General features: G+C 32.7%; 22 protein-coding genes. 12 read left to right on the top strand and 10 right to left on the bottom strand.

Translation table 11 applies throughout. The annotated features are described in order from the left end of the window. Position 1: 1 nt before the first annotated feature. Entirely contained in the window at positions 2–913 is a 912-nt protein-coding gene (locus tag ACLHDE_RS11880; RefSeq protein WP_415396627.1) for a methylenetetrahydrofolate reductase, read from the bottom strand. Between the two features lie 54 nt (positions 914–967). On the opposite strand from ACLHDE_RS11880, the gene serB reads away from it, so the two are divergent. The 3 genes from serB to ACLHDE_RS11865 all read left to right on the top strand — a co-directional run bounded on the left by serB (position 968) and on the right by ACLHDE_RS11865 (position 2358). Next, positions 968–1591, top strand: coding sequence for a phosphoserine phosphatase SerB (gene serB / locus ACLHDE_RS11875; protein ID WP_415396626.1), 624 nt, complete (start codon positions 968–970; stop codon positions 1589–1591). After that, a complete protein-coding gene (locus ACLHDE_RS11870; RefSeq protein WP_415396625.1) occupies positions 1591–1911 on the top strand; it encodes a hypothetical protein in 321 nt (106 codons plus the stop codon). The genes serB and ACLHDE_RS11870 overlap by 1 nt, the downstream gene beginning before the upstream one ends. A gap of 108 nt (positions 1912–2019) precedes the next feature. Next, positions 2020–2358 (top strand): cytochrome C, encoded by a 339-nt coding sequence (locus ACLHDE_RS11865; RefSeq protein ID WP_415396624.1) that lies wholly within the window; start codon positions 2020–2022, stop codon positions 2356–2358. 37 nt (positions 2359–2395) lie between these two features. Here ACLHDE_RS11865 and ACLHDE_RS11860 read toward each other — a convergent pair whose 3' ends face one another. From ACLHDE_RS11860 to rpsF, 4 genes are all read right to left on the bottom strand, one after another. Further along, a complete protein-coding gene (locus ACLHDE_RS11860; protein ID WP_415396623.1) occupies positions 2396–4321 on the bottom strand; it encodes a hypothetical protein in 1926 nt (641 codons plus the stop codon). Positions 4322–4438: 117 nt separating this feature from the next. Further along, complete coding sequence (gene rpsR, locus ACLHDE_RS11855) at positions 4439–4702, bottom strand: 30S ribosomal protein S18 (protein WP_415396622.1); 264 nt, start codon at positions 4700–4702, stop codon at positions 4439–4441. 24 nt (positions 4703–4726) lie between these two features. Then, on the bottom strand, positions 4727–5287 hold the full coding sequence (locus tag ACLHDE_RS11850) for a single-stranded DNA-binding protein (protein ID WP_415396621.1): 561 nt from the start codon (positions 5285–5287) through the stop codon (positions 4727–4729). A gap of 31 nt (positions 5288–5318) precedes the next feature. Beyond that, positions 5319–5774, bottom strand: a complete 456-nt coding sequence (rpsF, locus tag ACLHDE_RS11845; protein WP_415396620.1) for a 30S ribosomal protein S6 — start codon at positions 5772–5774, stop codon at positions 5319–5321. Between the two features lie 210 nt (positions 5775–5984). On the opposite strand from rpsF, the gene ACLHDE_RS11840 reads away from it, so the two are divergent. Both ACLHDE_RS11840 and ACLHDE_RS11835 read left to right on the top strand, forming a co-directional pair. Then, on the top strand, positions 5985–6989 hold the full coding sequence (locus ACLHDE_RS11840) for a divergent polysaccharide deacetylase family protein (protein WP_415396619.1): 1005 nt from the start codon (positions 5985–5987) through the stop codon (positions 6987–6989). After that, positions 6990–7769, top strand: coding sequence for a DNA-processing protein DprA (locus ACLHDE_RS11835; protein ID WP_415396618.1), 780 nt, complete (start codon positions 6990–6992; stop codon positions 7767–7769). Here ACLHDE_RS11835 and queA read toward each other — a convergent pair. The 4 genes from queA to hemW form a co-directional block, all read right to left on the bottom strand. Further along, positions 7764–8792, bottom strand: a complete 1029-nt coding sequence (gene queA, locus ACLHDE_RS11830) for a tRNA preQ1(34) S-adenosylmethionine ribosyltransferase-isomerase QueA (RefSeq protein ID WP_415396617.1) — start codon at positions 8790–8792, stop codon at positions 7764–7766. The genes ACLHDE_RS11835 and queA overlap by 6 nt on opposite strands. Next, positions 8785–9594, bottom strand: a complete 810-nt coding sequence (tatC, locus tag ACLHDE_RS11825; RefSeq protein ID WP_415396616.1) for a twin-arginine translocase subunit TatC — start codon at positions 9592–9594, stop codon at positions 8785–8787. The genes queA and tatC overlap by 8 nt, the downstream gene beginning before the upstream one ends. Next, positions 9587–9994: a Sec-independent protein translocase protein TatB gene (gene tatB / locus ACLHDE_RS11820; RefSeq protein WP_415396615.1), complete on the bottom strand. Its 408-nt coding sequence runs from the start codon at positions 9992–9994 to the stop codon at positions 9587–9589. Before tatB ends, tatC begins: the two co-directional genes overlap by 8 nt. A gap of 61 nt (positions 9995–10055) precedes the next feature. After that, entirely contained in the window at positions 10056–11111 is a 1056-nt protein-coding gene (gene hemW / locus ACLHDE_RS11815) for a radical SAM family heme chaperone HemW (RefSeq protein WP_415396614.1), read from the bottom strand. Positions 11112–11223: 112 nt separating this feature from the next. Between hemW and ACLHDE_RS11810 the strand changes: the two genes are divergently transcribed. Genes ACLHDE_RS11810 through ACLHDE_RS11780 form a run of 7 tightly spaced genes read left to right on the top strand, consistent with a single transcriptional unit; the run spans position 11224 to position 18991 of the window. Then, on the top strand, positions 11224–13779 hold the full coding sequence (locus ACLHDE_RS11810; protein ID WP_415396613.1) for an EAL domain-containing protein: 2556 nt from the start codon (positions 11224–11226) through the stop codon (positions 13777–13779). A gap of 55 nt (positions 13780–13834) precedes the next feature. Continuing rightward, entirely contained in the window at positions 13835–14305 is a 471-nt protein-coding gene (locus ACLHDE_RS11805) for an RNA pyrophosphohydrolase (RefSeq protein WP_415396612.1), read from the top strand. Further along, positions 14306–15517 (top strand): aspartate kinase, encoded by a 1212-nt coding sequence (locus ACLHDE_RS11800; protein WP_415396611.1) that lies wholly within the window; start codon positions 14306–14308, stop codon positions 15515–15517. A 7-nt stretch (positions 15518–15524) separates the two neighbouring features. Next, positions 15525–16073 (top strand): HobA family DNA replication regulator, encoded by a 549-nt coding sequence (locus tag ACLHDE_RS11795; protein WP_415396610.1) that lies wholly within the window; start codon positions 15525–15527, stop codon positions 16071–16073. Beyond that, positions 16036–16677, top strand: a complete 642-nt coding sequence (locus ACLHDE_RS11790) for a DNA polymerase III subunit delta' (protein WP_415396609.1) — start codon at positions 16036–16038, stop codon at positions 16675–16677. Before ACLHDE_RS11795 ends, ACLHDE_RS11790 begins: the two co-directional genes overlap by 38 nt. Beyond that, positions 16667–17809, top strand: a complete 1143-nt coding sequence (gene folP / locus ACLHDE_RS11785) for a dihydropteroate synthase (RefSeq protein ID WP_415396608.1) — start codon at positions 16667–16669, stop codon at positions 17807–17809. The genes ACLHDE_RS11790 and folP overlap by 11 nt, the downstream gene beginning before the upstream one ends. A gap of 9 nt (positions 17810–17818) precedes the next feature. Beyond that, positions 17819–18991 carry a diguanylate cyclase gene (locus ACLHDE_RS11780; protein WP_415396607.1) on the top strand — a complete coding sequence of 391 codons (1173 nt, stop codon included), beginning with the start codon at positions 17819–17821 and terminating at the stop codon, positions 18989–18991. On the opposite strand, the gene ACLHDE_RS11775 is transcribed toward ACLHDE_RS11780, so the two are convergent. Then, a complete protein-coding gene (locus ACLHDE_RS11775; protein WP_415396606.1) occupies positions 18988–20634 on the bottom strand; it encodes an inorganic phosphate transporter in 1647 nt (548 codons plus the stop codon). The genes ACLHDE_RS11780 and ACLHDE_RS11775 overlap by 4 nt on opposite strands. Between the last annotated feature and the right edge of the window lie 26 nt (positions 20635–20660).

Raw genomic sequence — 20660 nt, 5'->3', positions numbered from 1 at the left:
TTTATTTTAATATGTCATAAGCAAGTTGAAACTGATTTGCTGTCATTAAGTGAATTTTTGGATGATACTCTTTAAGCTCATCAAAAAGGTTTTTACTAAGTTCAAATCCGACTTTGTACTCTTCTTCTATCCCTTTTTCATTAGCAACTCTTAGAGCTTCTATCCATCTTTGGGGAACATTAATACCTGGAACATGGGCAGATAAAAACTGTGCAGTACGTAGTTTTGTTATAGGAAATATACCTAGTATAAGTTCAGCACTCTTACTCTCATTACAGCACTCTTTATTTGCTGCTTCTTTTAACTCTAGCAGTTGCTTCGCATTTTCTAAATCATAAACAGGTTGAGTTATTATTCCTAAAGCACCGTGTTTTATCTTTTTTTGCATCTTTTTTTGAAGTGTTTTTGGATTTTTAGCATAAGAGTTTACAACAGCAAAAGGGTATATATCTCTTGGTTTATGAGCTAGTGGTTTACCTGCATAGTCCATACCAGAGTTAAAGGCACCTATGATATCAAGCAATAAAGAACTATCAGCTTCAAATACACCTTTTGCATGTGGCTGGTCAGATATAGTAGCAGGGTCACCTGTAAGAGCCAGTATGCCTCTTATGTCTACCTCGTTTGCGCCAAGTAGGTCAGATTGAAGTGCTATTTTGTTTCTATCTCTCATGCTCATAGTTGCAATGACAGGTTTGTTAAATCTATCTTGGAGTATTTTTGCGGCAAAAAGAGAGTTGTATTTCAGTTTTGCTAGAGGATTGTCAGTGGTCGTAAAAGCATCTACAAGTTTGTCAAGTCCCAACTCCTCAAGCTTATCCACAACAGGAGTAAAAGTAGGGGAGTGACCAGGTGTAGTTTCCAGCGTAATATAAGTATCGTTTTTTAGCTTATTTATTAGTTTATCAAACAAAAAAAATCCTAAGTGGGTATAATTGCGACATTATAACAAAAGTGAGTGATATAGATGCTAAAACTAGCTGTATTTGATTTTGATTCTACTTTAATGGATGGCGAGACTATTGATTTTTTTGCACAAGAATTAGGCCTTGGTGAAGAAGTCAGCCGTATAACTGAAGAAGCTATGTCTGGGAGACTTGATTTTTTTGAGTCACTTCAACAAAGAGTTGGACTTTTAAAAGGGCTTGATTACTCTGTAGTTGAAAAGATAAGTCACAATTTGCCTTATATGCCAGGTGCAGTAGAAACAATAGCTGAGCTTAAAAAAAGAGGTATTACTGTTGTATGTTTCAGTGGCGGTTTTAGAAGTGCCACAACATATGCTAAAGATATATTGGGTTATGACGCTGATTTTTCAAATGTGTTGCACCATAAAGATGGCAAACTAACTGGTCTGGTCGGCGGAGATATGATGTTTAATTTTTCAAAAGGTGACATGCTTGTAAGACTTCAAAACATAATGGGTGTCAGCGAAGAAGAAACTTTAGTGTGTGGCGATGGAGCAAATGATCTTAGTATGTTTGCTCATGCTGGAACAAGAGTCGCTTTTTGTGCAAGAGAGATTCTGGAAAAAGAAGCAAACGTAATTATAAAAGAGAAAAATTTAACAAAAATATTGGAGAAAATATAATGCTAGAAAATTCGGTTTGGAAACAATACAACGACGAAAATAATTTTAGACAGATGCTAGCTAGATTTTGTAAAATGGATATTGAGATACTTATAGAAGATGATAAGATTCTATATGGTGTGCTTAAGTCTAAGCTTACAAAAAAAGAGCTTAAACTTTTTGCAATGGATAGTGCGCAAATAGAAAACGATAAGTTAAAATCTGAACTTTCACTTGATGATGAAGAGCTTGAAAAGGCAAAATACAAGCTATATAAGAAGTTAAAACAAGATAAAATCCGTTTGAGTTTTAGAGAATCTGCTTTAACATTTGATGCATAGATAAAAGTTAAATTAACACTTGTTTACCAAATAACATTTTTTAAAATATATAATGTAGAGAATTGTGTATACTAAATTGTAATGTTATCACATAATAAAAGGAAACAAATGAAAAAATTAATTTCGCTACTATTGACTTTATTAGTTGCTAGTACAGTATTCTCTACAGTTGTATCTGCAGATGATAAAAAAGGTCAAAAATATTACAATAAAAAATTAAAAGTTTGTAAAAAAAATGGAGTACAGAGTGCTGCAAGCTTTGCTGCAAGAAATGACCGTGAGTCTTGGGCTGATGCTAAAGAAGATGGTAAGTTACAAAATGCTTGGAAAGAAATATGTCCTAGTGGCGCTAAGAAATTTGATAAAATGAAACCTAAGCAAGTTCAAGATTTATATGATTTTGTTTGGCAGTATGCTTCAGACGGTGATGTCCCTTCTTGTAATTAAAAAATAATTAAACCTTCTACGCGCTATGCGTGTAGATTTACTTCAAAATTATTTTAAACGAAACTCTTCTAGATTTTTCTGTAGACTCAATTTTATTTCTCATTATCTTTTTAGAATAACTAAGACCACTCCCTTTTAAAATATTAGTTAACCAAGCTTGTTTATTTAAGTCCTGATTTTTGAATATATGACTAAGTGTAGAGTATGAACGATTTAAGGATAATTTTTCATTTTTAAGATATCTGCTTGTTAAATTATCATCATTCCATTCACTAGATGTATGACCATTTATCTCTAAAGTATTTATATACTCTTTATATCTATACAAAAATGGAATTAGTTTATCTGAGAATTTATCTAAATAAAGTTTTTGTTTTTTTGTTAGTTCATACTTAGCTACATTAAAATGCAAGTCATTACCCATAAACTCAATACTGAGATCTTCTTTGATAGTCATCTTTTTAGATGTAATCTCATTTTTAAAAAGTTTGAGAAGCTCTTCATAAATATTTACACTTTTAACAGATTTTTGAGCGATAGTTGCATCTTTATTTAATTTAACAACCCACATATTTGAGCTTTGTGTATCTGCATATGTGTATATTCCAGCTGCTGCCGCTTGTGAATTATGAAGGACAGTTACTGCATTGAATATATCATAATTTTCTTCACCATAGTGTTCTTGATGCAACATATCCAATCTACTATCGAGTATCATAACCAAGGCATCTGTATTGTATGTATCTTGTACATATCCGACACCAATGATAGAGCCATCAGAGTACTCTTTTATGTCTTTTAGTCCACTTGCGTATGTTGTATGAATTGTTTGATCTATAAGGATATTTTTTTGCAGATCAAACTTTATGAATCTTATCTGTTGTTTTTTCATATCATCTTCTTGAGTTAATGAAACTAAAAAATTATTGTCTCTTAGTCTGATGATTTTATATGGAGTTATTACTTTATCATCTTTGTAATGCTTAAGCCAGATTTTGTTTCCATTTTCATTGATTCTCATAAGTGTGACATTTTTATTTTTTTCATGACTTGTTGTGCTTAAAACTATAATAGAACCATCAAGGGCTTCAACAGCATCTATACCTATATCATCATACTCTGTACCATATTTTTTACTCCAGAGTTTTTTACCATGTTTAGAAAAACGCGTTATATATATGTCATTGAGACCAAGCCCTGTCTCAAATAGATTATCGTGTTGTGAGCGAGAAGTTATAGATGAGCCAATAGCTAAAACACCACCATCATTTAGCTTTATTAAGTTGTTCATTCTATTGTAGTTTGTTGTTCCAAATGATTTGTTGAAAATAATATTACCTTCGGAATCAAGTTTCAATAGTATTAATGAACCATCAAGTGTATATCCCCCAACAAAATATCCATTTGCCGGTGTTTTAATTACAGCAATCGCTTCGCTAAAACTAGACATCTTCATAGCTTTGTTTAATGATATGTCTGCATATTTGTCTATCTTTATGAGATGTATCTGTGGACCGTGTTCACCTGATAGACTTGCCAGATAATTAAAAGCATTAGTGTAGGTATTATATTTATTACTAGGCGCTTGTTTATACTTCTGTGAAAAACCTACAGCACTTATTTGTCTGTCATAATCCTCTGTGATATCAAATAAAGCATCATTAAAAGGCTCATTAACAATAACTGAAAAGTCAGAACTTTTTGCCGTTATAGAAGTTGTCTGAGAGTCATTACCATCTGCTATACTTGATAAATAATCAAAAGCGTTATAGTAAGTATTACTTTTATTAGAAGATGTTTGTTTATAGTCTTTTGAAAACCCCACAGCACTTATCTGCCTGCGGTAATCCCCTGTAGTGTCAAATAGAGCATTGTTAAAACCCTCATTTATAACAACTGAGTTATCAGTACTTTTTGCTGTTAAAGAAGTTAGTATTAAAAATAAAATAATGAAAATGTGCATATAAGTACTTTTTACCTATCTATAAGCAATAAATATTCCTAGTTTTACTAGAGGTTTATGTAAGTTAGTTTTTGAAAGTGTTTTAGAGAATGTGGTGCAGTAACTGCACCAAAAAACCTATCTTAGGTTTTCGAAAGGTGCAGTTATAACTGCTTTTCTTGTTACAGTATAAGGAACTAATGCTGCTGCACGAGCTCTTTTGATTACTGATGAGATCATATCTTGGTGACGTTTACAGTTTCCAGTAAGACGACGAGGCATGATTTTATAACGTTCTGAAAGAGAGAAACGAAGTGCTCCTACATCTTTATAGTCCATAAAATCAACTTTTGATTCACAATATTTACAAAATCTTTTTTTGTATTTTCTTTTTTCTGCCATGTTATTTCCTTTATTATCTATTTTCTAAAATGGAATTTCATCTTCATCGATGTCAATCACAGGAACAGAATCACTACTAGGCATCTGACGACTTTGCTCATTCGCAGGTTGTTGATAACTTTGTTGTTGCTTAGGTTCATTGTTGCCATAGCTTGGTTGTTGCTGTTGGTAACTTTGGGCTTGTTGTTGACCTTGTGGTTGGTTGTAGCTTTGTGCATCGTTATTTTGTGCAGGAGCTTGGTATCCACCACCTTGGTTTTCGCCTTTTGAATCTAGCATCTGCATAGTTTCAACTGTCACAGAGTGTTTAGAACGTTTCTGTCCATTTTGATCTGCCCATTGTTCAAAATTAAGTCTTCCTTCAACTAGGATTTTACTCCCCTTTCGAAGGTATTGGTTAGCAACCTCTGCACTTCTTGCAAAAAAAGTAATATCTACAAAACATACTTCCTCTTTCTTTTCACCATTCGCTGTGAATTTACGGCTAGTTGCAATAGCAGTTTTTGCTATTCCCATTCCACCTTGAGTGTATCTAAGTTCGATATCTCTAGTTAGGTTTCCAACTAATATGACTTTATTAAACATGAGCTTTCCTTAATCTTTTAGGGTTTGCTGATTACTCAGCAGCCGCTTCTTCAACTACTGGAGTTTCAACTGCTGGAGCTTCAGTTACTGGAGCTTCTTCAACTGCTGGAGTTTCAGCTACTGGAGCTTCTTCTTTTACAGGTGCAGCTGCTTTTTTCTCAGCTTTTTGAACTAAATGATTCCATGCAGCAATCTCACGATTTGTATCATATTTGATAGTTACAAAACGAAGAATATCTTCATTGATGCGGAAACGTCTTTCAATTTCACTAATTGCAGATGGAGCAATAGAGTAATAGATAACATGGTAGTAACCACGTTCGTTTTTGTCAATTGGGTATGCTAATTTTCTCATTCCCATTGAGTCTGTAGTAGCGATTTCGCCACCGTTAGAAGTAATTGTTTCTTCGATAGCTTTTATGCTAGCTTGGATTTCTTCAGCTGTAAATGTTGGTTTAACGATAACTAAGTTTTCGTAGTTTCTCATAGAGTATAATCTCCTTTTGGTATTGTTTCCCTTTCGGATGTGTACATATCTCTAATTGCTAAAGATACAAAGAGAAAGGAACGCGGGATTATACATAAAGTATGCTTAAAAATAGCTCTACCAACTATAACTATGTCTATTTGCAATATTAAGTACTGTTTTTTTATTTTTTTAGATATAGTTATAAAAATTTTGGAGAGTATTAGTTAAATGGCAAAAAGAAAAAGAAAGAAATCCAGCAGTAATAAGTTTTTAACATATGTGGCGTGGATTTTAGCATCTGTAGCTCTTAGTTTAGGTGCTCTTGTCGGAGGCTATTATATAGGTTATGAAGATGCAAAGAAAGATATAGAAATACAAACTAAAACTGATAAGCAAAAGAAACTTTCGATGCTTAAAAAGCTAGAAGATGCAAGTAATAAAAAAGAGAAACAAAGCGTAAATACAAGACTAAAAGATGTATTAAAAAAAGAGAGTAAAGTTTATAAAGGTGCTGCTGCACACGAGTATGGAGATGGAACTTTACCAAAACCACCCGCTCCTCCAAAAAGAGATTTCAGAAAAGTATTAGTCAAGCCAAAGTTGGCCATTATTATTGATGATGTAAGTGTTAGATCTCATGTTAATGCAATAAAAAGTTTAGGTATCCCTTTAACAATGTCTTTTTTGCCACCTAGCAAGTTTCGTCCTAACTCTGCAAAACTCGCAGCAAAGGAGATTTTCTATATGGTTCACTTGCCTATGGAAGCACAAGACTTTAATGCTGAAGAGCCTATGACGCTTAGGGTTAGTGACTCAGATGCAAAAATATTTCAAAGAATTCAAGAGATTAAAAAAATATTTCCCAGAGTTTCTTATATAAATAACCATACAGGAAGTAAGTTTACATCAGATGAACTTGCGATGAACCGTTTGATATATGCACTAAAATCACAAGACATAAGTTTTATAGACAGTAGAACAACAGCTAAGACAAAAGCACCCAAGGTTATGAAAAACTTTGGTCTAAATTATGTTGCAAGAGATGTGTTTTTAGATCATGCTATGGATAAAGCATCTATAAAAAAAGCTATAAAAAAAGCTATAAAAACTGCAAAACTTCACGGAACAGCAATAGCTATCGGCCATCCACATGCAAATACACTTTTAGCTCTTCATGAGTCAAAAGATCTCTTTAAAGATATAGATTTAGTCTATATTAACGGACTCTATTAAATGAGTTTAGTTCAAGATCATATTTTTGAACTTGAAGCTATGAAAAGCTATCCTAAAAAGCTTTTTTACAGTGGTAAACTTGAACTTTTAAAAAAGACTAAAATATCTATTGTCGGAAGCAGAAAACCTTCACAATACTCTCGCTCACTTACTCATCAACTCTCATCTGTGCTTTCAAAAAATGATATATGTGTTGTTAGTGGAGGCGCGATGGGTATAGATGCAATTGCGCATAAAGGAGCTAGTGAGTTTAATACTATTTCTGTACTTCCTTGCGGTTTAAATATTAAGTATCCCGCAATAAACAAAAATCTACTCAGTGATATAGAAAAAAATGGACTTTTACTTAGTCAGTTTGAAGATGATTTTCGTGCTACGCCTTGGAGCTTTGTAGTCAGAAATGAACTTGTTGTTGCTCTTGGTGATGTCTTAGTCGTTGCAGAGGCTGAGCTAAACAGCGGAAGCATGAGGAGTATAGAATTTGCTATGAAAATGGATAAAGAGATATATGTCTTTGCCCATAGAGTAGGGGAGAGCAATGCTACAAATGAGCTTTTAAAATCAGGTAAAGCAAGAGCCATATATGACATAGATGAATTTGTTGCCAAGTTTTCAAAAGTACAGAATAAGACTCTAGTAAAAGTAAATGATTTTATAGACTTCTGTAAAACAAATCCAACTTATGATGAGGCTTTGAAAAAATATCCAAATAAAATATTTGAAGCAGAATTAAGCGGAGAGATTAGCATAGAAAATGGAAGAGTGCAGGCTAATTTATAGGATTAGCATCGCATCTCCGTATGAGTAAAACCTATATTTTTCTTTTATAGCCTCTGCATAAAGCTCTTGAGCTTTTTGTACCCCGACAAAAGATGCCACTAACATCAAAAGAGTTGATTTTGGGAGATGAAAATTTGTAAGTAGATGATTTACTCTTAGGGGTTTGTTGTTGGGATGTAAAAAAAGATTTGCTTCTCCTCTTTGTAGCTCTTTGTGTCTTGCGTAAAACTCAATAGTCCTTGTCGATGTTGTCCCAACACTAAGTATGGGCTTATCCGAATTAAGTATATCTTTGGCTTTATCTGAGATATCATAATACTCAGAGTGCATAGGATGGTCTGTGATAGTCTCAGTCTCTACAGGTTTAAAAGTACCACTTCCAACATGCAGAGTGACATACGCATGTTCATGCTTCGTACAAACTCTCTTATGTTGTTCCTCTGTAAAGTGAAGTGACGCTGTTGGTGCTGCAACTGCTCCCTCTTGCCGTGCAAAAACACTTTGATATTCTGAGACATCTTCTTTATTGTCTTCTCTTTGAATGTATGGAGGAAGCGGAATATGCCCGATTTTGTCTATGATAGGTAATAGCTCTTCAAATCTTAAAAGTTTTTCATTTTGATAAAAATTTACAACTCTACTTCCATCATCTTTTAGCTCTTTTACAACTGCTTCAAGATTATCATCAAAAATTATCTGAGTATCTGCTTTTACCTTACCTCTGATATATACATTTATGTTATTGGCATCTAGAGGTCTGTTTATTAGAAGTTCAATTTTTCCGCCACTTGGTTTATGACCGTAAAGTCTAGCTTTTATAACTTTTGTGTCGTTAAAAATAAGTGCACAATCTTTAGGAATATATTTTTCAAAATCATAAAAGTGGCAATGAGTCATTTTATTTGTTTGGCGGTTGTAAACTAGAAGTTTTGCTGTGTCTCTTGGGCTTGCTGGATGTGAGGCTATGAGTTCATCTGGGAGTGTGAAATCATAGCTAGAAGTTAGTAGTTCTGGGTTATTCACTCTTTTTCTCTAGTGCAACAGCTACTTCTTCGTCTTCATCCTCATCTTCTTCTTCTTCTTCAAGTGGTGGAGCAGGATTTACCATTCTAACTATTAAAATAGAGAAACCATAAAGTACAATTAGCGGTCCAGCCATTAGCATTTGAGTTAATACATCAGGAGGAGTTAAAAGTGCCGCAACAACAAAAATAATGATTACAGCATACTTGAAAAAATCTCTCATCATTCTGTCATCAATCATACCAAGAAGTGCTAAAAAGTATGCAAATATCGGCAGCTCAAAAGCTAAACCAAATCCAAACATAATTTTTGTGAAAAAACCAACATAGTCCTCTATATTAATCAGAGGAGTAAACTTAAAACTACCAAAAGTAATAAGAAAATCAAATCCAAAAGGAGTAACAATATAGTAGGCAAATAAAACACCAATGAGAAACATTAGTGTTCCTCCTACAATAAAAGGAATAATCATCTTTTTTTCGTTAGCATATAAACCTGGAGCAACAAATAACCAAATTTGAGCGAGAATTATTGGCAATGCACCAACTATTGCAGCAAAAAAAGAAACTTTAAGTGCTACAAAGAAAGCTCCTCCAACTTGAGAAGTTGTTATCATACCATCAGCAGCGTGAAGAGATTTTTTACCTACTTCTATAAGAGCAATATTTAAGGGCTCTACCATCCAGTTTAGTATCGGTTCGTGAAAATAAAACATCACAAAAAACATAACTATAAGACTACCGACTGCTATGCCTAGTCTTTTTCTTAGTTCGACTAAGTGCGGTTTTAAATCATCAAACATCTGTATTGTCTTCTTTTTCTATTTTTTTCTTTTTTTCTTTTTTCTCAAAAGTCACTTTTTCAGGTTTAGCAGGCTCTTTTTTCTTTTTTAGCTTTGGCTCATCATCTGAAAAATCATCATCTAAGTTTGTCAGAGAAGCTCCAATCTGAGTGACGTCAGTTGCTTTTTTTAGATCATCACTAGCACTTAAAAGCTCTTTTTTATAAGCTAATGCTTCTTCTTTTATATCTGTAATATTCATCTCTTCTTCTAAAGAATCTTTAACTGTACCTATCGTTTTTTTAACACTTCTAAAAAATTTAGCTATTTCTACCATCGCACTAGGAAGTTTATCCGGACCTAGGAACAAGATGGCGATAACAGCTACAATGAGTATCTCTGTAAAACCCATACCAAACATATTAAACCTTCAAAATTATAATTAAGTCCATGAGTTTAGCTAAAGAATGATTAAATTTTCTTCAACTACTCAAGAAAAGTGCAATCTCATCAGCTAAAAGATACTCAGGGTTATATAATGTAGCATCTTTAAGTAGAAGTTTTTTTTCATCCACTAAAATTATGGCTCTTTTTTGTTCTTTTTCATTGAGAATATCAGTATCTATTCCAACACAAGAACGAAGACCTAAAAATATTTGTTCAATTTTTTTATCTTCTAGCGTTAACTCTTCAACTTTTATATCAAGAGGATTGTTAATATAATCTTCAACATTTGTAGTTGGATAAAATCTTTGAAGTCCAAGTTTTCCTACTGCACCACTTCCTAGACCAATATAGTCTTTATATTCCCAGTATCCAAGATTATGAGTGCTTTTATAAGTTCCAAAGTTACTGATTTCATACTGTCTAAATCCAGCATTGGCAATAGATTTAAAAAGCCAGTTAGTTATTTTTAGAGTCTCTTTTGACATATGTGGTTTTGACTCAAATGGTGTGCCTTCTTCTATCATCAAAGCATAAGCACTTAGATGATTTATAGGCATAGAAAAAGCAGTGATTAAATCATGCTCTAAAAGCTCTTTTGTATCTCCTAGGGTTGCATATATTAAATCAAGAGATATATTTTTATATCCAATTTCTTTCGCATTTATAATGGCATTTTTTGCATCTTGGGGTTGATGTGCACGGTTTAGTAGTTTTAACTTGTTCTTGTCAAAACTCTGTACCCCAAAGCTTATTCGGTTTACACCAAGCTCAAACATTCCACTTAGCCACTCTTTTGTGGCACTGTTTGGGTTTGCTTCGCTTGTTATCTCTATGTCATCTTGGATATATGGTTTTATTAGTTGAAACATTGGTTTATACAGGTCTGGGGATACAGTAGAAGGTGTTCCTCCTCCTATAAAAATTGACTCAATTGTTTGTACATTTGCGTCAAATCTTTTAAGCTCAAAATTGAGCTGAATTAAAAGAGCTTCCATATATTCTTCTTTTAAATGAAACTTGTCCACATAAGAGTTAAAAGCACAGTATGAACACTTTGAATCGCAAAATGGAATATGAATATATAGTAGCATTGTTTGTAGTCCTTGTGAGGTTGATAGTATAGCAAAAAATTAATATTCTTAAAAGAATATATCTATATAATAGAACATATATTATTATAAAATCACTAGAAAAGTATAAGTTATGAACAAAAATACAGAGCTACTAAAAGAGATAAAACTTTTATATGTAGAAGACAATGAGGATAGTAGAGAATCAACTGTAGAGATTTTAGAATATTATTTTAACAATATAACAGTAGCAAGAGATGGAGAAGAGGGGCTTGCATTTTATGAAAAGCACTATCTTACAACAAACTCATATTTTCATATTGTTATTGGTGATATAGAGATGCCAAATATGAATGGTGTCGAGATGTGTAAGAGGATTAGAGAGATAAACCCAGGTCAACTGCTTATTATGTTAACTGCACACGATAGTAAAGAGTATTTGTTGCAAGCTATTGATCTAGGAATTGATAAGTTTATCACAAAGCCAATTATTGGCATAGATAATTTAATAGTACCAATAATGGATTTATCAAAAAAAATAATGCTTGATGTAGAATTACAAGAAAAAGATTTTCTTTTAAAACAAAAAAATAGAATTATTGATGAAAATGTTTTTATGACTGTATCTGATTTAAATGGAAAAATAGTAGAAATTTCGCAAGCATACTTAAATTTTACAGGATATAAAAGAGAAGAAATTATAGGTAGTAATCATAGTGTTTTTAGAAATGAGAGTGCAAATCTAAAGATTATAAAAAACCTGTGGACAACCATATTGGCAGATAAAGAGTGGACAGGAAAGTTAAAAAATAATAAATATAGTGGTGAAGAGTATTGGATAAGTTCTACTATTAGTCCTTTATATGATATTAACCATAAAAAAATTGGCTATACCGCTATAGTTGAAGATATTACGAACACAAAAAGATTAGAGTCCTTGTCTATCACCGATTCTTTAACTGAGATTCATAATAGAAGATATTTTGACTACTCTCTAAAAAAAGATTTTAAAAGTGCAACATGGAGAAGGGAGAAGTTTGGACTTCTCATAATAGATGTTGATTATTTTAAAGACTATAATGATTGTTATGGGCATGTAAAAGGTGATAAAGCTTTAAAGATAGTAGCCACAGAAATAAAAAAATATGTAAATAATTCAGTCGAAGATGTTTTTAGAATAGGTGGTGAAGAGTTTGCTACACTAATCTCAAATGCAACGGACGAAGAAGTTAAAACAATAGCACAGGATATAGTCACCAATGTGGAACTTTTAGAGATAGAACATGAAAAAAGTAAAATTTCCAAATTTTTGACTATATCAATTGGTGCTATAAATATAGATGGATCAAAGGATTGTATGTCTAATGAAGATCTTTTTAACCTAGCTGATAATAATCTATATAAAGCTAAAAATGGTGGACGAAACAGAGTAGTATTTAATGAAAATACAGATTCAATCGAGAAACTTAAAAATTTAGATATTATAACAAAGCTACCTAATAGACAAGCTCTTATTCAAGAACTTTCTATGATGCAAGATGAATCTATGCTGGTACTTCTTCATATCAACCAGATTAACTCAATAAAAGATCTTTATGGACTTGAAAAAGTTGGTGATTTAGTCTCTCAAAAAGCAAAACAACTGAGTCAGATAATTATAGATGATAATGTAACTCTTTATTGTTTAAATATGCAGGAATTTGCAATTTTGATAACTAAAGAAAGATTGTTTGATAAATATTTGGCACTACTAAAATACTCAATCTTAACAAATTCTGATGAGAATATTTACCATCCAGATGATAATAATTATTTGATTTCAGATTTTACAGCGGGTGTATCGTATGGTATTGTAAATATATTTAATCAAGCAGATTTAGTATTGCAAGAAGCCATTATGGCTAAAAAAAATCTTATAATATATAAAAATAATCAGACTACATTAGAACTTCAAAAAGCAACACTAAATAGACTAATGGTTTACAAAAAAGCACTTCACAGTGGAAATATTATTCCCTATTTTCAACCTATAATTGATGTAAAAGATAACTCGATTTTAAAATATGAAGCATTAGCTAGACTATTGACCGATACGGATGAGATTGTAACTCCATATTATTTTCTAGACTCTGCAAAGCAGGATAATACTTTTGAGTTTTTTACAAAACAGATGATACAAAAAGTATTTAATGTTTACGCAAAGAAAAAAACTGATATATCTATAAATATTACATATGAAAATATTAGTTCAGATAGTATGCGAGACTATATTAAAAATAGACTTGAAAAATATGGTGGAGATGGAATAACGTTTGAGATTGTAGAATCTGAAGAAATTAAGGATTATGAGCTTATAGAGAATTTTATACTTATGTTAAAAGAGTATAACTGTAAAATCTCGATAGATGACTTTGGTTCAGGATACTCTAATTTTACAAATATTATAAAATTAAATATTGACTATATAAAACTAGATGGTTCTTTAATAGAAAAAATAAATATAGACAAAAATGTAGAACATATGATAATCGCACTGTTATCCTTTGCAAAAAATGCAAATATAAAAACAATAGCAGAGCACATTAGTACACCAGAATTAGATGATAAAGTTAGAGAACTTGGGATTGACTATATACAAGGTTACCTATATGGTGAGCCAAAGAGTCCGGAACATTACGATATAGTTTAACTTATTTTAATAGCTTATTTAGTATAATCGCGCTTATTATAATTTAGGTGTTTTAATGAATGAGAAAGATTTGTATCGTCCTAATGTAGCGATGATTATTGTGTCAAATAACTATCCTCAAAAAAAAGAAATTTTTATAGCACAAAGAAATGATTTAACTGATATATGGCAGTTTCCTCAAGGTGGTATTGATGAGGGTGAAGAGGTGCTTGAGGCACTTTTTCGTGAGCTTGAAGAAGAAATAGGAACTGACAAAGTAAAAATTGTTGCAGAGTATCCTGAGTGGATATCATATGATTTCCCTCCTAAAATAGCTAAGAAAATGAAGCCCTACAAGGGACAAAAACAGAGATATTTTTTAGTAAAACTAAAAAAGAGTGCAAAAATAGATATAAATACTACTCATCCTGAATTTAGTGATTATAAATTTGTTGGAGTTGATGAAGCTTTAAATCTTAGTGCATCTTTTAAACAAGCAGTTTACGAGAATGTCATAAAACATTTTAAAAATGAAGGTTATCTTTAGATGTTAATAGTACAAAAATTCGGTGGAACAAGTGTTGGAGATTTAGAGCGCATTCAAAATGTAGCAAATCGTGTAAGTGAGACTAAGAAGGCTGGTAATGATGTAATTGTAGTTGTATCTGCTATGAGTGGAGAGACAAATAAGCTAGTTTCTTATGCCGAGCATTTTTCTTCCACTCCTGCAAGAGCTGAGATGGATATGCTTCTTAGCTCTGGTGAGAGAGTAACAGCTTCGCTTTTATCTATCGCTTTAAACGAAATGGGGCACAGTGCAGTTTCTATGACTGGTAGAAAAGCAGGTATTATTACAGATTCTCTGCATACAAAAGCACGTATAGAAGAGATAAACCCAACAACTATGAACAAAGCTCTAAAAGAGGGTAACATTATTGTGGTTGCAGGTTTTCAAGGGGTGTCGTTAGAGGGAAATGTCACAACTCTTGGTCGCGGGGGAAGTGATCTTAGTGCTGTAGCAATTGCGGGTGCTGTAAAAGCTGATCTTTGTGAAATATATACAGATGTCAGTGGAATCTACACAACAGACCCTCGTATAGAACCTAAGGCTAGAAAGCTTGAGCAAATTTCTTATGATGAGATGCTTGAATTAGCATCTCTTGGCGCAAAAGTACTTCAAAACCGTTCTGTTGAATTAGCAAAAAAATTAAATGTAAATCTAGTAACAAGAACAAGTTTCTCAAATGAAGAGGGAACATTAATAACAAAGGAAGAAAATATCATGGAAAAACCATTAGTAAGCGGAATAGCATTAGATAAGAATCAAGCTCGTATCTCTTTAATGGGAGTTAATGACAGACCAGGAATTGCTTCTGAAATATTTAATAAACTAGCAGCTAGTGATGTAAATATTGATATGATTATTCAAAATACAGCACATGATGGAAATACAAATATAGACTTTACAGTAGCTAAGGGTGACCTTCACGATGCTAAACGTGTAGTTGATACTTTTATTCAAGATGGTGACATCAAGGCAGATTCTTATAATGAAGATATCTGTAAAGTTTCTATAGTGGGTGTTGGTATGAAATCACACACTGGTGTAGCTGCAAAAGCATTTACAACAATGGCTAACAATAACATTAACATCAATATGATTTCAACATCAGAAATAAAAGTTTCTATGGTTATAGATGAAAAATATGCTGAGCTAGCCGTTAGAAGTTTGCACGATGCATATGAGCTAGATAAGTAAGCCCTAGATGCAAGATTTTGCACAGTGGAGTTTAGATGTTATTAGAGAAGATGGTGCATATCTTAGCTGGTTAGAAGAACAGCGATTTGACTGGACTAACCCTCTCTCTTTAGCTCTAGAGCAAATTTTAAATGGTAAAACTATAATTCTTATTACTGATGAAAAAAGAAAATGGTTCGAGCAATATATTTTATGCTCAATTAATGAGATGAATCTAGATAGACCACTTTTACCTATTGTAAGTATGGATAGTCTTTATCAGCACTATGGAAATGTAAGTGGTGGAGAGATGATAGATGTTGTTGAAGATATGATATCACTTTCATACAAAGACGACTACTTCTTTTGGTATATAGGTAAGGGTGATGATAAGAGATCGGATATTGCTAAAAGAAAAGATAATAGTTATTTTTGGATTTTTGATGAAGAATACCTTAATGGGTTTACTCTGAAATCTTACGATCCTAAGAGAGATATAAAACTTTTACAACTTTACAAACTTTTTGATGCTTCGTTAAATGCTACAATATTTGGAGAAGTGGATGTTAAATCATGAGAGTATAAAAAGTCATATACTAATATCTAGCGATATAGAAGCTGAGGTTGAAAAACTAAAAGAACTGTTAAAACCAAACAGGATAGTAGAGTTTGTAGAGGAGAAGTTTCTTATCGAGCATGCAAAAGCAGTTGTGGCTGAAGCCTACATAAGCGAGGCTCAAATTAAGTATATAATACTAGGAGCATTAGAGTTTAATGCAGTTTCGCAAAACTCACTACTAAAAGTTTTAGAAGAACCTCCAAGAAATATAGAATTTATTATTATCTCTCCAACAAAATCAAATCTTCTTCCCACAGTTCGCTCAAGACTACCAATACTTAAAGGTATAACATCACATACATCTTATGAGTGTGAACTCAATTTAGCAAAATTGGATTATGAAGCAGTTTTTTCATTTTTAAAGACAAATGCAAGAATAAAAAAAAATGAAGCGAAAGTTATAGTAGAAGCACTTTATCATAGAGCTACTGTTGTAGATATGTTAATTCTCTCTAAAAATCAATTAGATAACTTTGATAAGGCATATAGACTTTTAGAATTAAATTCAAGACCGCAAAGTGTTTTAGCACTTATTCTTATGGGGTTTATAGATGCAAATTGAGAAACTCTCAAATCATATAGATGCTACTAAATATCTAAAAGAGTTAGGTGTTGATGGTGGCGGAGTTAACATACTAGCTTCAAAAATGACTAATCATATTATCTACATAAGAGATCTTCACGTTGGTGGGGCAAACATTTTAAAGCAAGATGCTCTCTCTATTGGTGCTGATTTAGCTGTTCCAAAAGGTACTGTTATAGCAGCTACCCCCACTGTAAACTGTATCTTAATAGCTACAACTGCACAGTTAAAAACTCTCAGCAAAAAAGAGTTGGCACAACCATTTGGACTAAAAATTCTGGCAAAAAAACTCCAAGAGTTTTTAAAGATAAAAAAAACTAAAGCTATAGAAGTCATGGGTATTATAAATGCAAATGACGATAGTTTTTTCTCTGGGAGTAGGTTTGTAGATAGTGATGCTGTAGCTGCTATTGAGAGAATGATAGAAGAGGGTGCAGATATTATAGATATAGGTGGAGTCTCATCTGCTCCAAACACTAAGCAAGTAGATGCAAAAGAAGAGTTACAAAGAGTTAAGCCGATACTTGAGATTATTAAAGAGCAAAAATTATATGAAAAAGTAGATTTTAGTATAGACAGTTATGAACCTTCAGTTGTTGAATATGCTTTAAATAGTGGTTTTAAAATAGTTAATGATATTACTGGTTTAGCTAATGATGAAGTCTGTAAGTTGTGTGCTAGTTACAATGCTCGTGCAATCATTATGCATATGCAAGGCACACCACAAACTATGCAAAAAGAACCTAAGTATGAAAATATTCTTAGCGATATATATTCCTTTTTTGAAGAGAGAATTCAAAAAGCTGAGAGTTTTGGAGTCAAAGACATTAGCTTAGATGTAGGTATAGGTTTTGGAAAAACGCTAGAGCATAACTTAGAACTTATTAAGCATCTAGAACATTTTTTAACTCTGCAAAAGACACTTCTAGTTGGAGCTTCAAGAAAATCTATGATAGATAAAATATCTGCGTCTTTTGCTAAAGATAGATTACCAGCAACACTCGCCTTACATCTTGAAGCAATTAGAAATGGTGCTTCAACTATTCGTGTTCACGATGTAGCTGAGCATATACAAGCTATAAAAATTCAACAGGCATTAGATGCAATATAAAGGAGTTTTATGAAGTTTCCAAATATAGGTGATATTGCTACAACTTCTGTAGTTTCTATAGACATAAAGAGTACTTTTAATGAAACAATTAATATGATGCTAAATAATGAGCATAGAAATATTATAGTTACAGATAATAATGATTTTTATATTATGAGTATTATAGATATTTTAAATGTTCAGGAAAAAAAGGTAGATGTAAATACCCCTTTATCTGAGTTAAATCTATTAAAAATACCGGTGATAAACAAAGAAAAGAACATATTAGATACAGTAGAATATTTAAATAATTCCACGGAACATATCTGTGTTATAAATAATGATGGTACTCTTTATGATAATGTGGTAGTTGTGGAAGATTTAAAACCTGTAGGAATCTTTACTACAAAAGATATTATGGAACTTGTTAAAAATAAAACTGATTTAGATGTAGATATAGAACAACACATGTCATCACCGGTAGATTCTATTCATAAAAACGCATCAATCAGAGAAGCACTTAGTTTTATAAAAGATAGACATTATAAAAGAGTTGTAGTTGTAGATGATGATGGTTTACTCTCTGGAATAATCACTCAAAAAGAGTTAATATCTCTTACTTACTCTAAGTGGGCAATTCTTATGAAAGAGTATCAAGATGAGCTTAGTGAAATAAACTTGAAGCTTCACAATAAAAACATAGAGTACGAAAATATTGCATCTACAGATTCGTTGACTGGACTCTATAATAGGCATAAGTTCTCTCAGTTATATCTATCCTCATATACATCAATGATTCAAAGACATAATGATATGTCAATTATAATTTTAGATATAGACTACTTTAAAAAAGTAAATGATGTTTATGGACATAACGCGGGGGATAAAACTCTTGTACAAGTTTCACACACTCTTTTAAAAATACTTAGAAATATTGATGTTGTATGTAGATGGGGTGGTGAAGAGTTTCTTATAATGTTACCAACAGCAGACCTTAAACATGCCATTTCTATTGCTGAGAAGTTAAGAAAAGCTATAGAAGATTTATCTATAGATATTGTAGGGCAAGTTACCGCTAGTTTTGGTGTTTCTCAAGTTAGAGAAGGTGAGGACATGCAAGATGTAATAGATAGAGCTGATAAAGCTCTGTATCTTGCAAAAGATTTCGGTAGAAATTGTGTCAAGAGTGAAGCAGATATCTAAACCATAATCCCTCTAATCATGAAAAACAGTACAGCTGCCAGAACTGCTGCAGCTGGGACAGTAACAACCCATGCAGTAATGATTTTCTTAATTGCCTCTCTTTTTACAAATTCAACTTTTTTAGTTTTTTTGATGCTTTTTTTGGCTGTTTTGATTTGCTTTTCTTCATCTGCTATAAATTTATATAGTTCAACAATTCTTTCATAATCTTCTTGAATTTTTGCGTCTTTTGCTTCTAATGTTTTAAGCTCAGCGTTATATGCGTGAAGATTTTTTTTCTCATCGATGATAGCCTGCTTGTCATCCTCGATAGTTCTACCCACATCATTAAGATGTAACCATTCTCTTAAAAAGCCTACACCAAACACACCACCAATAGCAATGTGAGTAGAACTTACAGGAAGACCAAGTTGAGAGGCAATAATAACTGTAATAGAAGCAGCCATTGCTATAGAGAATGCTCTTATCTGATCAAGCTCTGTAATCTCACTACCAACTGTCTTAATGAGTTTTGGACCATAAAGAGCAAGGCCAAGAGCGATACCAAGAGCACCAACACCCATTACCCATAAAGGGATTGAAGCTTTAGAAGAGATTCCTCCATTTACAACGGCGTCATTAATCGCAGCTAATGGTCCGATTGCATTTGCAACATCATTTGCACCGTGAGCAAAACTTAGTAGTGCTGCTGCAAAGATAAGAGGAATTGTAAATAGAGTATTTACTGAAGCTTTATTATTCTCGAGAGTTGTTGTGCTTGAATTAACTTTAGTTTTTACAAAAAAGTATACTATTACAGCCGTTATTAGACCAAAAATAAGAGCAGTAGTAAGAGTTGGTTTTTTAGTCATCTCAATTGCTACAAGTGGCAACATATTCAGAGTTTCAACAACTTGAGGCCATATTTTTTTAAGACCTTTTAGAGTTAAATATGTAACAAACGCCCAAGACATTATAGCTACAAAAATCGGCACATATTGCTTGGCTGCTTTAACCTTATCATCTTTAAATACAATTGATTTTTTAATTGAAAAAAGAAAAATCGCCGCAATAACTCCACCAAGAATAGGTGAAATCACCCATGAAGCAGCAATTTTGGCCATTGTTGCCCAAGATACAATAGAAAAGCCAGCTGCGGCAATACCAGCACCCATAACTCCACCAACAATAGAGTGAGTAGTTGAAACAGGAGCACGCATCATAGTTGCAAAGTTAAGCCATAGTGCAGCTGCTAGAAGAGCTGCCATCATTGCCCAGATGAATGGATCTGGATTGCCGCCAAAAGCTGAGATATCAATAATGCCTTTTTTGATGGTATTAACAACTTCACCACCGGCAATTAGTGCACCAGCAGCTTCAAAAATAGCAGCAATTATTATGGCAGTTGTAAGAGTTAGAGCTTTAGAACCAACAGCAGGACCGACGTTGTTGGCAACATCATTAGCTCCGATATTCATTGCCATATAGGCACCAATAAGGGCAGCAACAGCGAGGAACATATTGTTTGAAATTCCGCCATTACTTAAAAAACTAAATGTTAAAACACCTATCATAAAAAATAGTGCGAAACCTAATCTTGTAAAATCTGTTCCACTCTTTTTTAGTGCCTCTTTTTCAAGTTTATTCATAGTTTGAATTTCCATAATTTCCCTCTTGTAACCATTGTGTA

Source organism: Sulfurimonas iocasae, assembly GCF_047716755.1.
Taxonomy (GTDB): domain Bacteria; phylum Campylobacterota; class Campylobacteria; order Campylobacterales; family Sulfurimonadaceae; genus Sulfurimonas.
This window is presented reverse-complemented; position numbering and strand designations above follow the sequence as displayed.

Coding starts and splice junctions, on each gene's coding strand:
- serB (WP_415396626.1), top strand. CDS start 968: ATGCTAAAACTAGCTGTATTTGATTTTGATTCTACTTTAATGGATGGC.
- ACLHDE_RS11870 (WP_415396625.1), top strand. CDS start 1,591: ATGCTAGAAAATTCGGTTTGGAAACAATACAACGACGAAAATAATTTT.
- ACLHDE_RS11865 (WP_415396624.1), top strand. CDS start 2,020: ATGAAAAAATTAATTTCGCTACTATTGACTTTATTAGTTGCTAGTACA.
- ACLHDE_RS11860 (WP_415396623.1), bottom strand. CDS start 4,321: ATGCACATTTTCATTATTTTATTTTTAATACTAACTTCTTTAACAGCA.
- rpsR (WP_415396622.1), bottom strand. CDS start 4,702: ATGGCAGAAAAAAGAAAATACAAAAAAAGATTTTGTAAATATTGTGAA.
- ACLHDE_RS11850 (WP_415396621.1), bottom strand. CDS start 5,287: ATGTTTAATAAAGTCATATTAGTTGGAAACCTAACTAGAGATATCGAA.
- rpsF (WP_415396620.1), bottom strand. CDS start 5,774: ATGAGAAACTACGAAAACTTAGTTATCGTTAAACCAACATTTACAGCT.
- ACLHDE_RS11840 (WP_415396619.1), top strand. CDS start 5,985: ATGGCAAAAAGAAAAAGAAAGAAATCCAGCAGTAATAAGTTTTTAACA.
- ACLHDE_RS11835 (WP_415396618.1), top strand. CDS start 6,990: ATGAGTTTAGTTCAAGATCATATTTTTGAACTTGAAGCTATGAAAAGC.
- tatC (WP_415396616.1), bottom strand. CDS start 9,594: ATGTTTGATGATTTAAAACCGCACTTAGTCGAACTAAGAAAAAGACTA.
- tatB (WP_415396615.1), bottom strand. CDS start 9,994: ATGTTTGGTATGGGTTTTACAGAGATACTCATTGTAGCTGTTATCGCC.
- hemW (WP_415396614.1), bottom strand. CDS start 11,111: ATGCTACTATATATTCATATTCCATTTTGCGATTCAAAGTGTTCATAC.
- ACLHDE_RS11810 (WP_415396613.1), top strand. CDS start 11,224: ATGAACAAAAATACAGAGCTACTAAAAGAGATAAAACTTTTATATGTA.
- ACLHDE_RS11805 (WP_415396612.1), top strand. CDS start 13,835: ATGAATGAGAAAGATTTGTATCGTCCTAATGTAGCGATGATTATTGTG.
- ACLHDE_RS11800 (WP_415396611.1), top strand. CDS start 14,306: ATGTTAATAGTACAAAAATTCGGTGGAACAAGTGTTGGAGATTTAGAG.
- ACLHDE_RS11795 (WP_415396610.1), top strand. CDS start 15,525: ATGCAAGATTTTGCACAGTGGAGTTTAGATGTTATTAGAGAAGATGGT.
- ACLHDE_RS11790 (WP_415396609.1), top strand. CDS start 16,036: ATGCTACAATATTTGGAGAAGTGGATGTTAAATCATGAGAGTATAAAA.
- folP (WP_415396608.1), top strand. CDS start 16,667: ATGCAAATTGAGAAACTCTCAAATCATATAGATGCTACTAAATATCTA.
- ACLHDE_RS11780 (WP_415396607.1), top strand. CDS start 17,819: ATGAAGTTTCCAAATATAGGTGATATTGCTACAACTTCTGTAGTTTCT.
- ACLHDE_RS11775 (WP_415396606.1), bottom strand. CDS start 20,634: ATGGAAATTCAAACTATGAATAAACTTGAAAAAGAGGCACTAAAAAAG.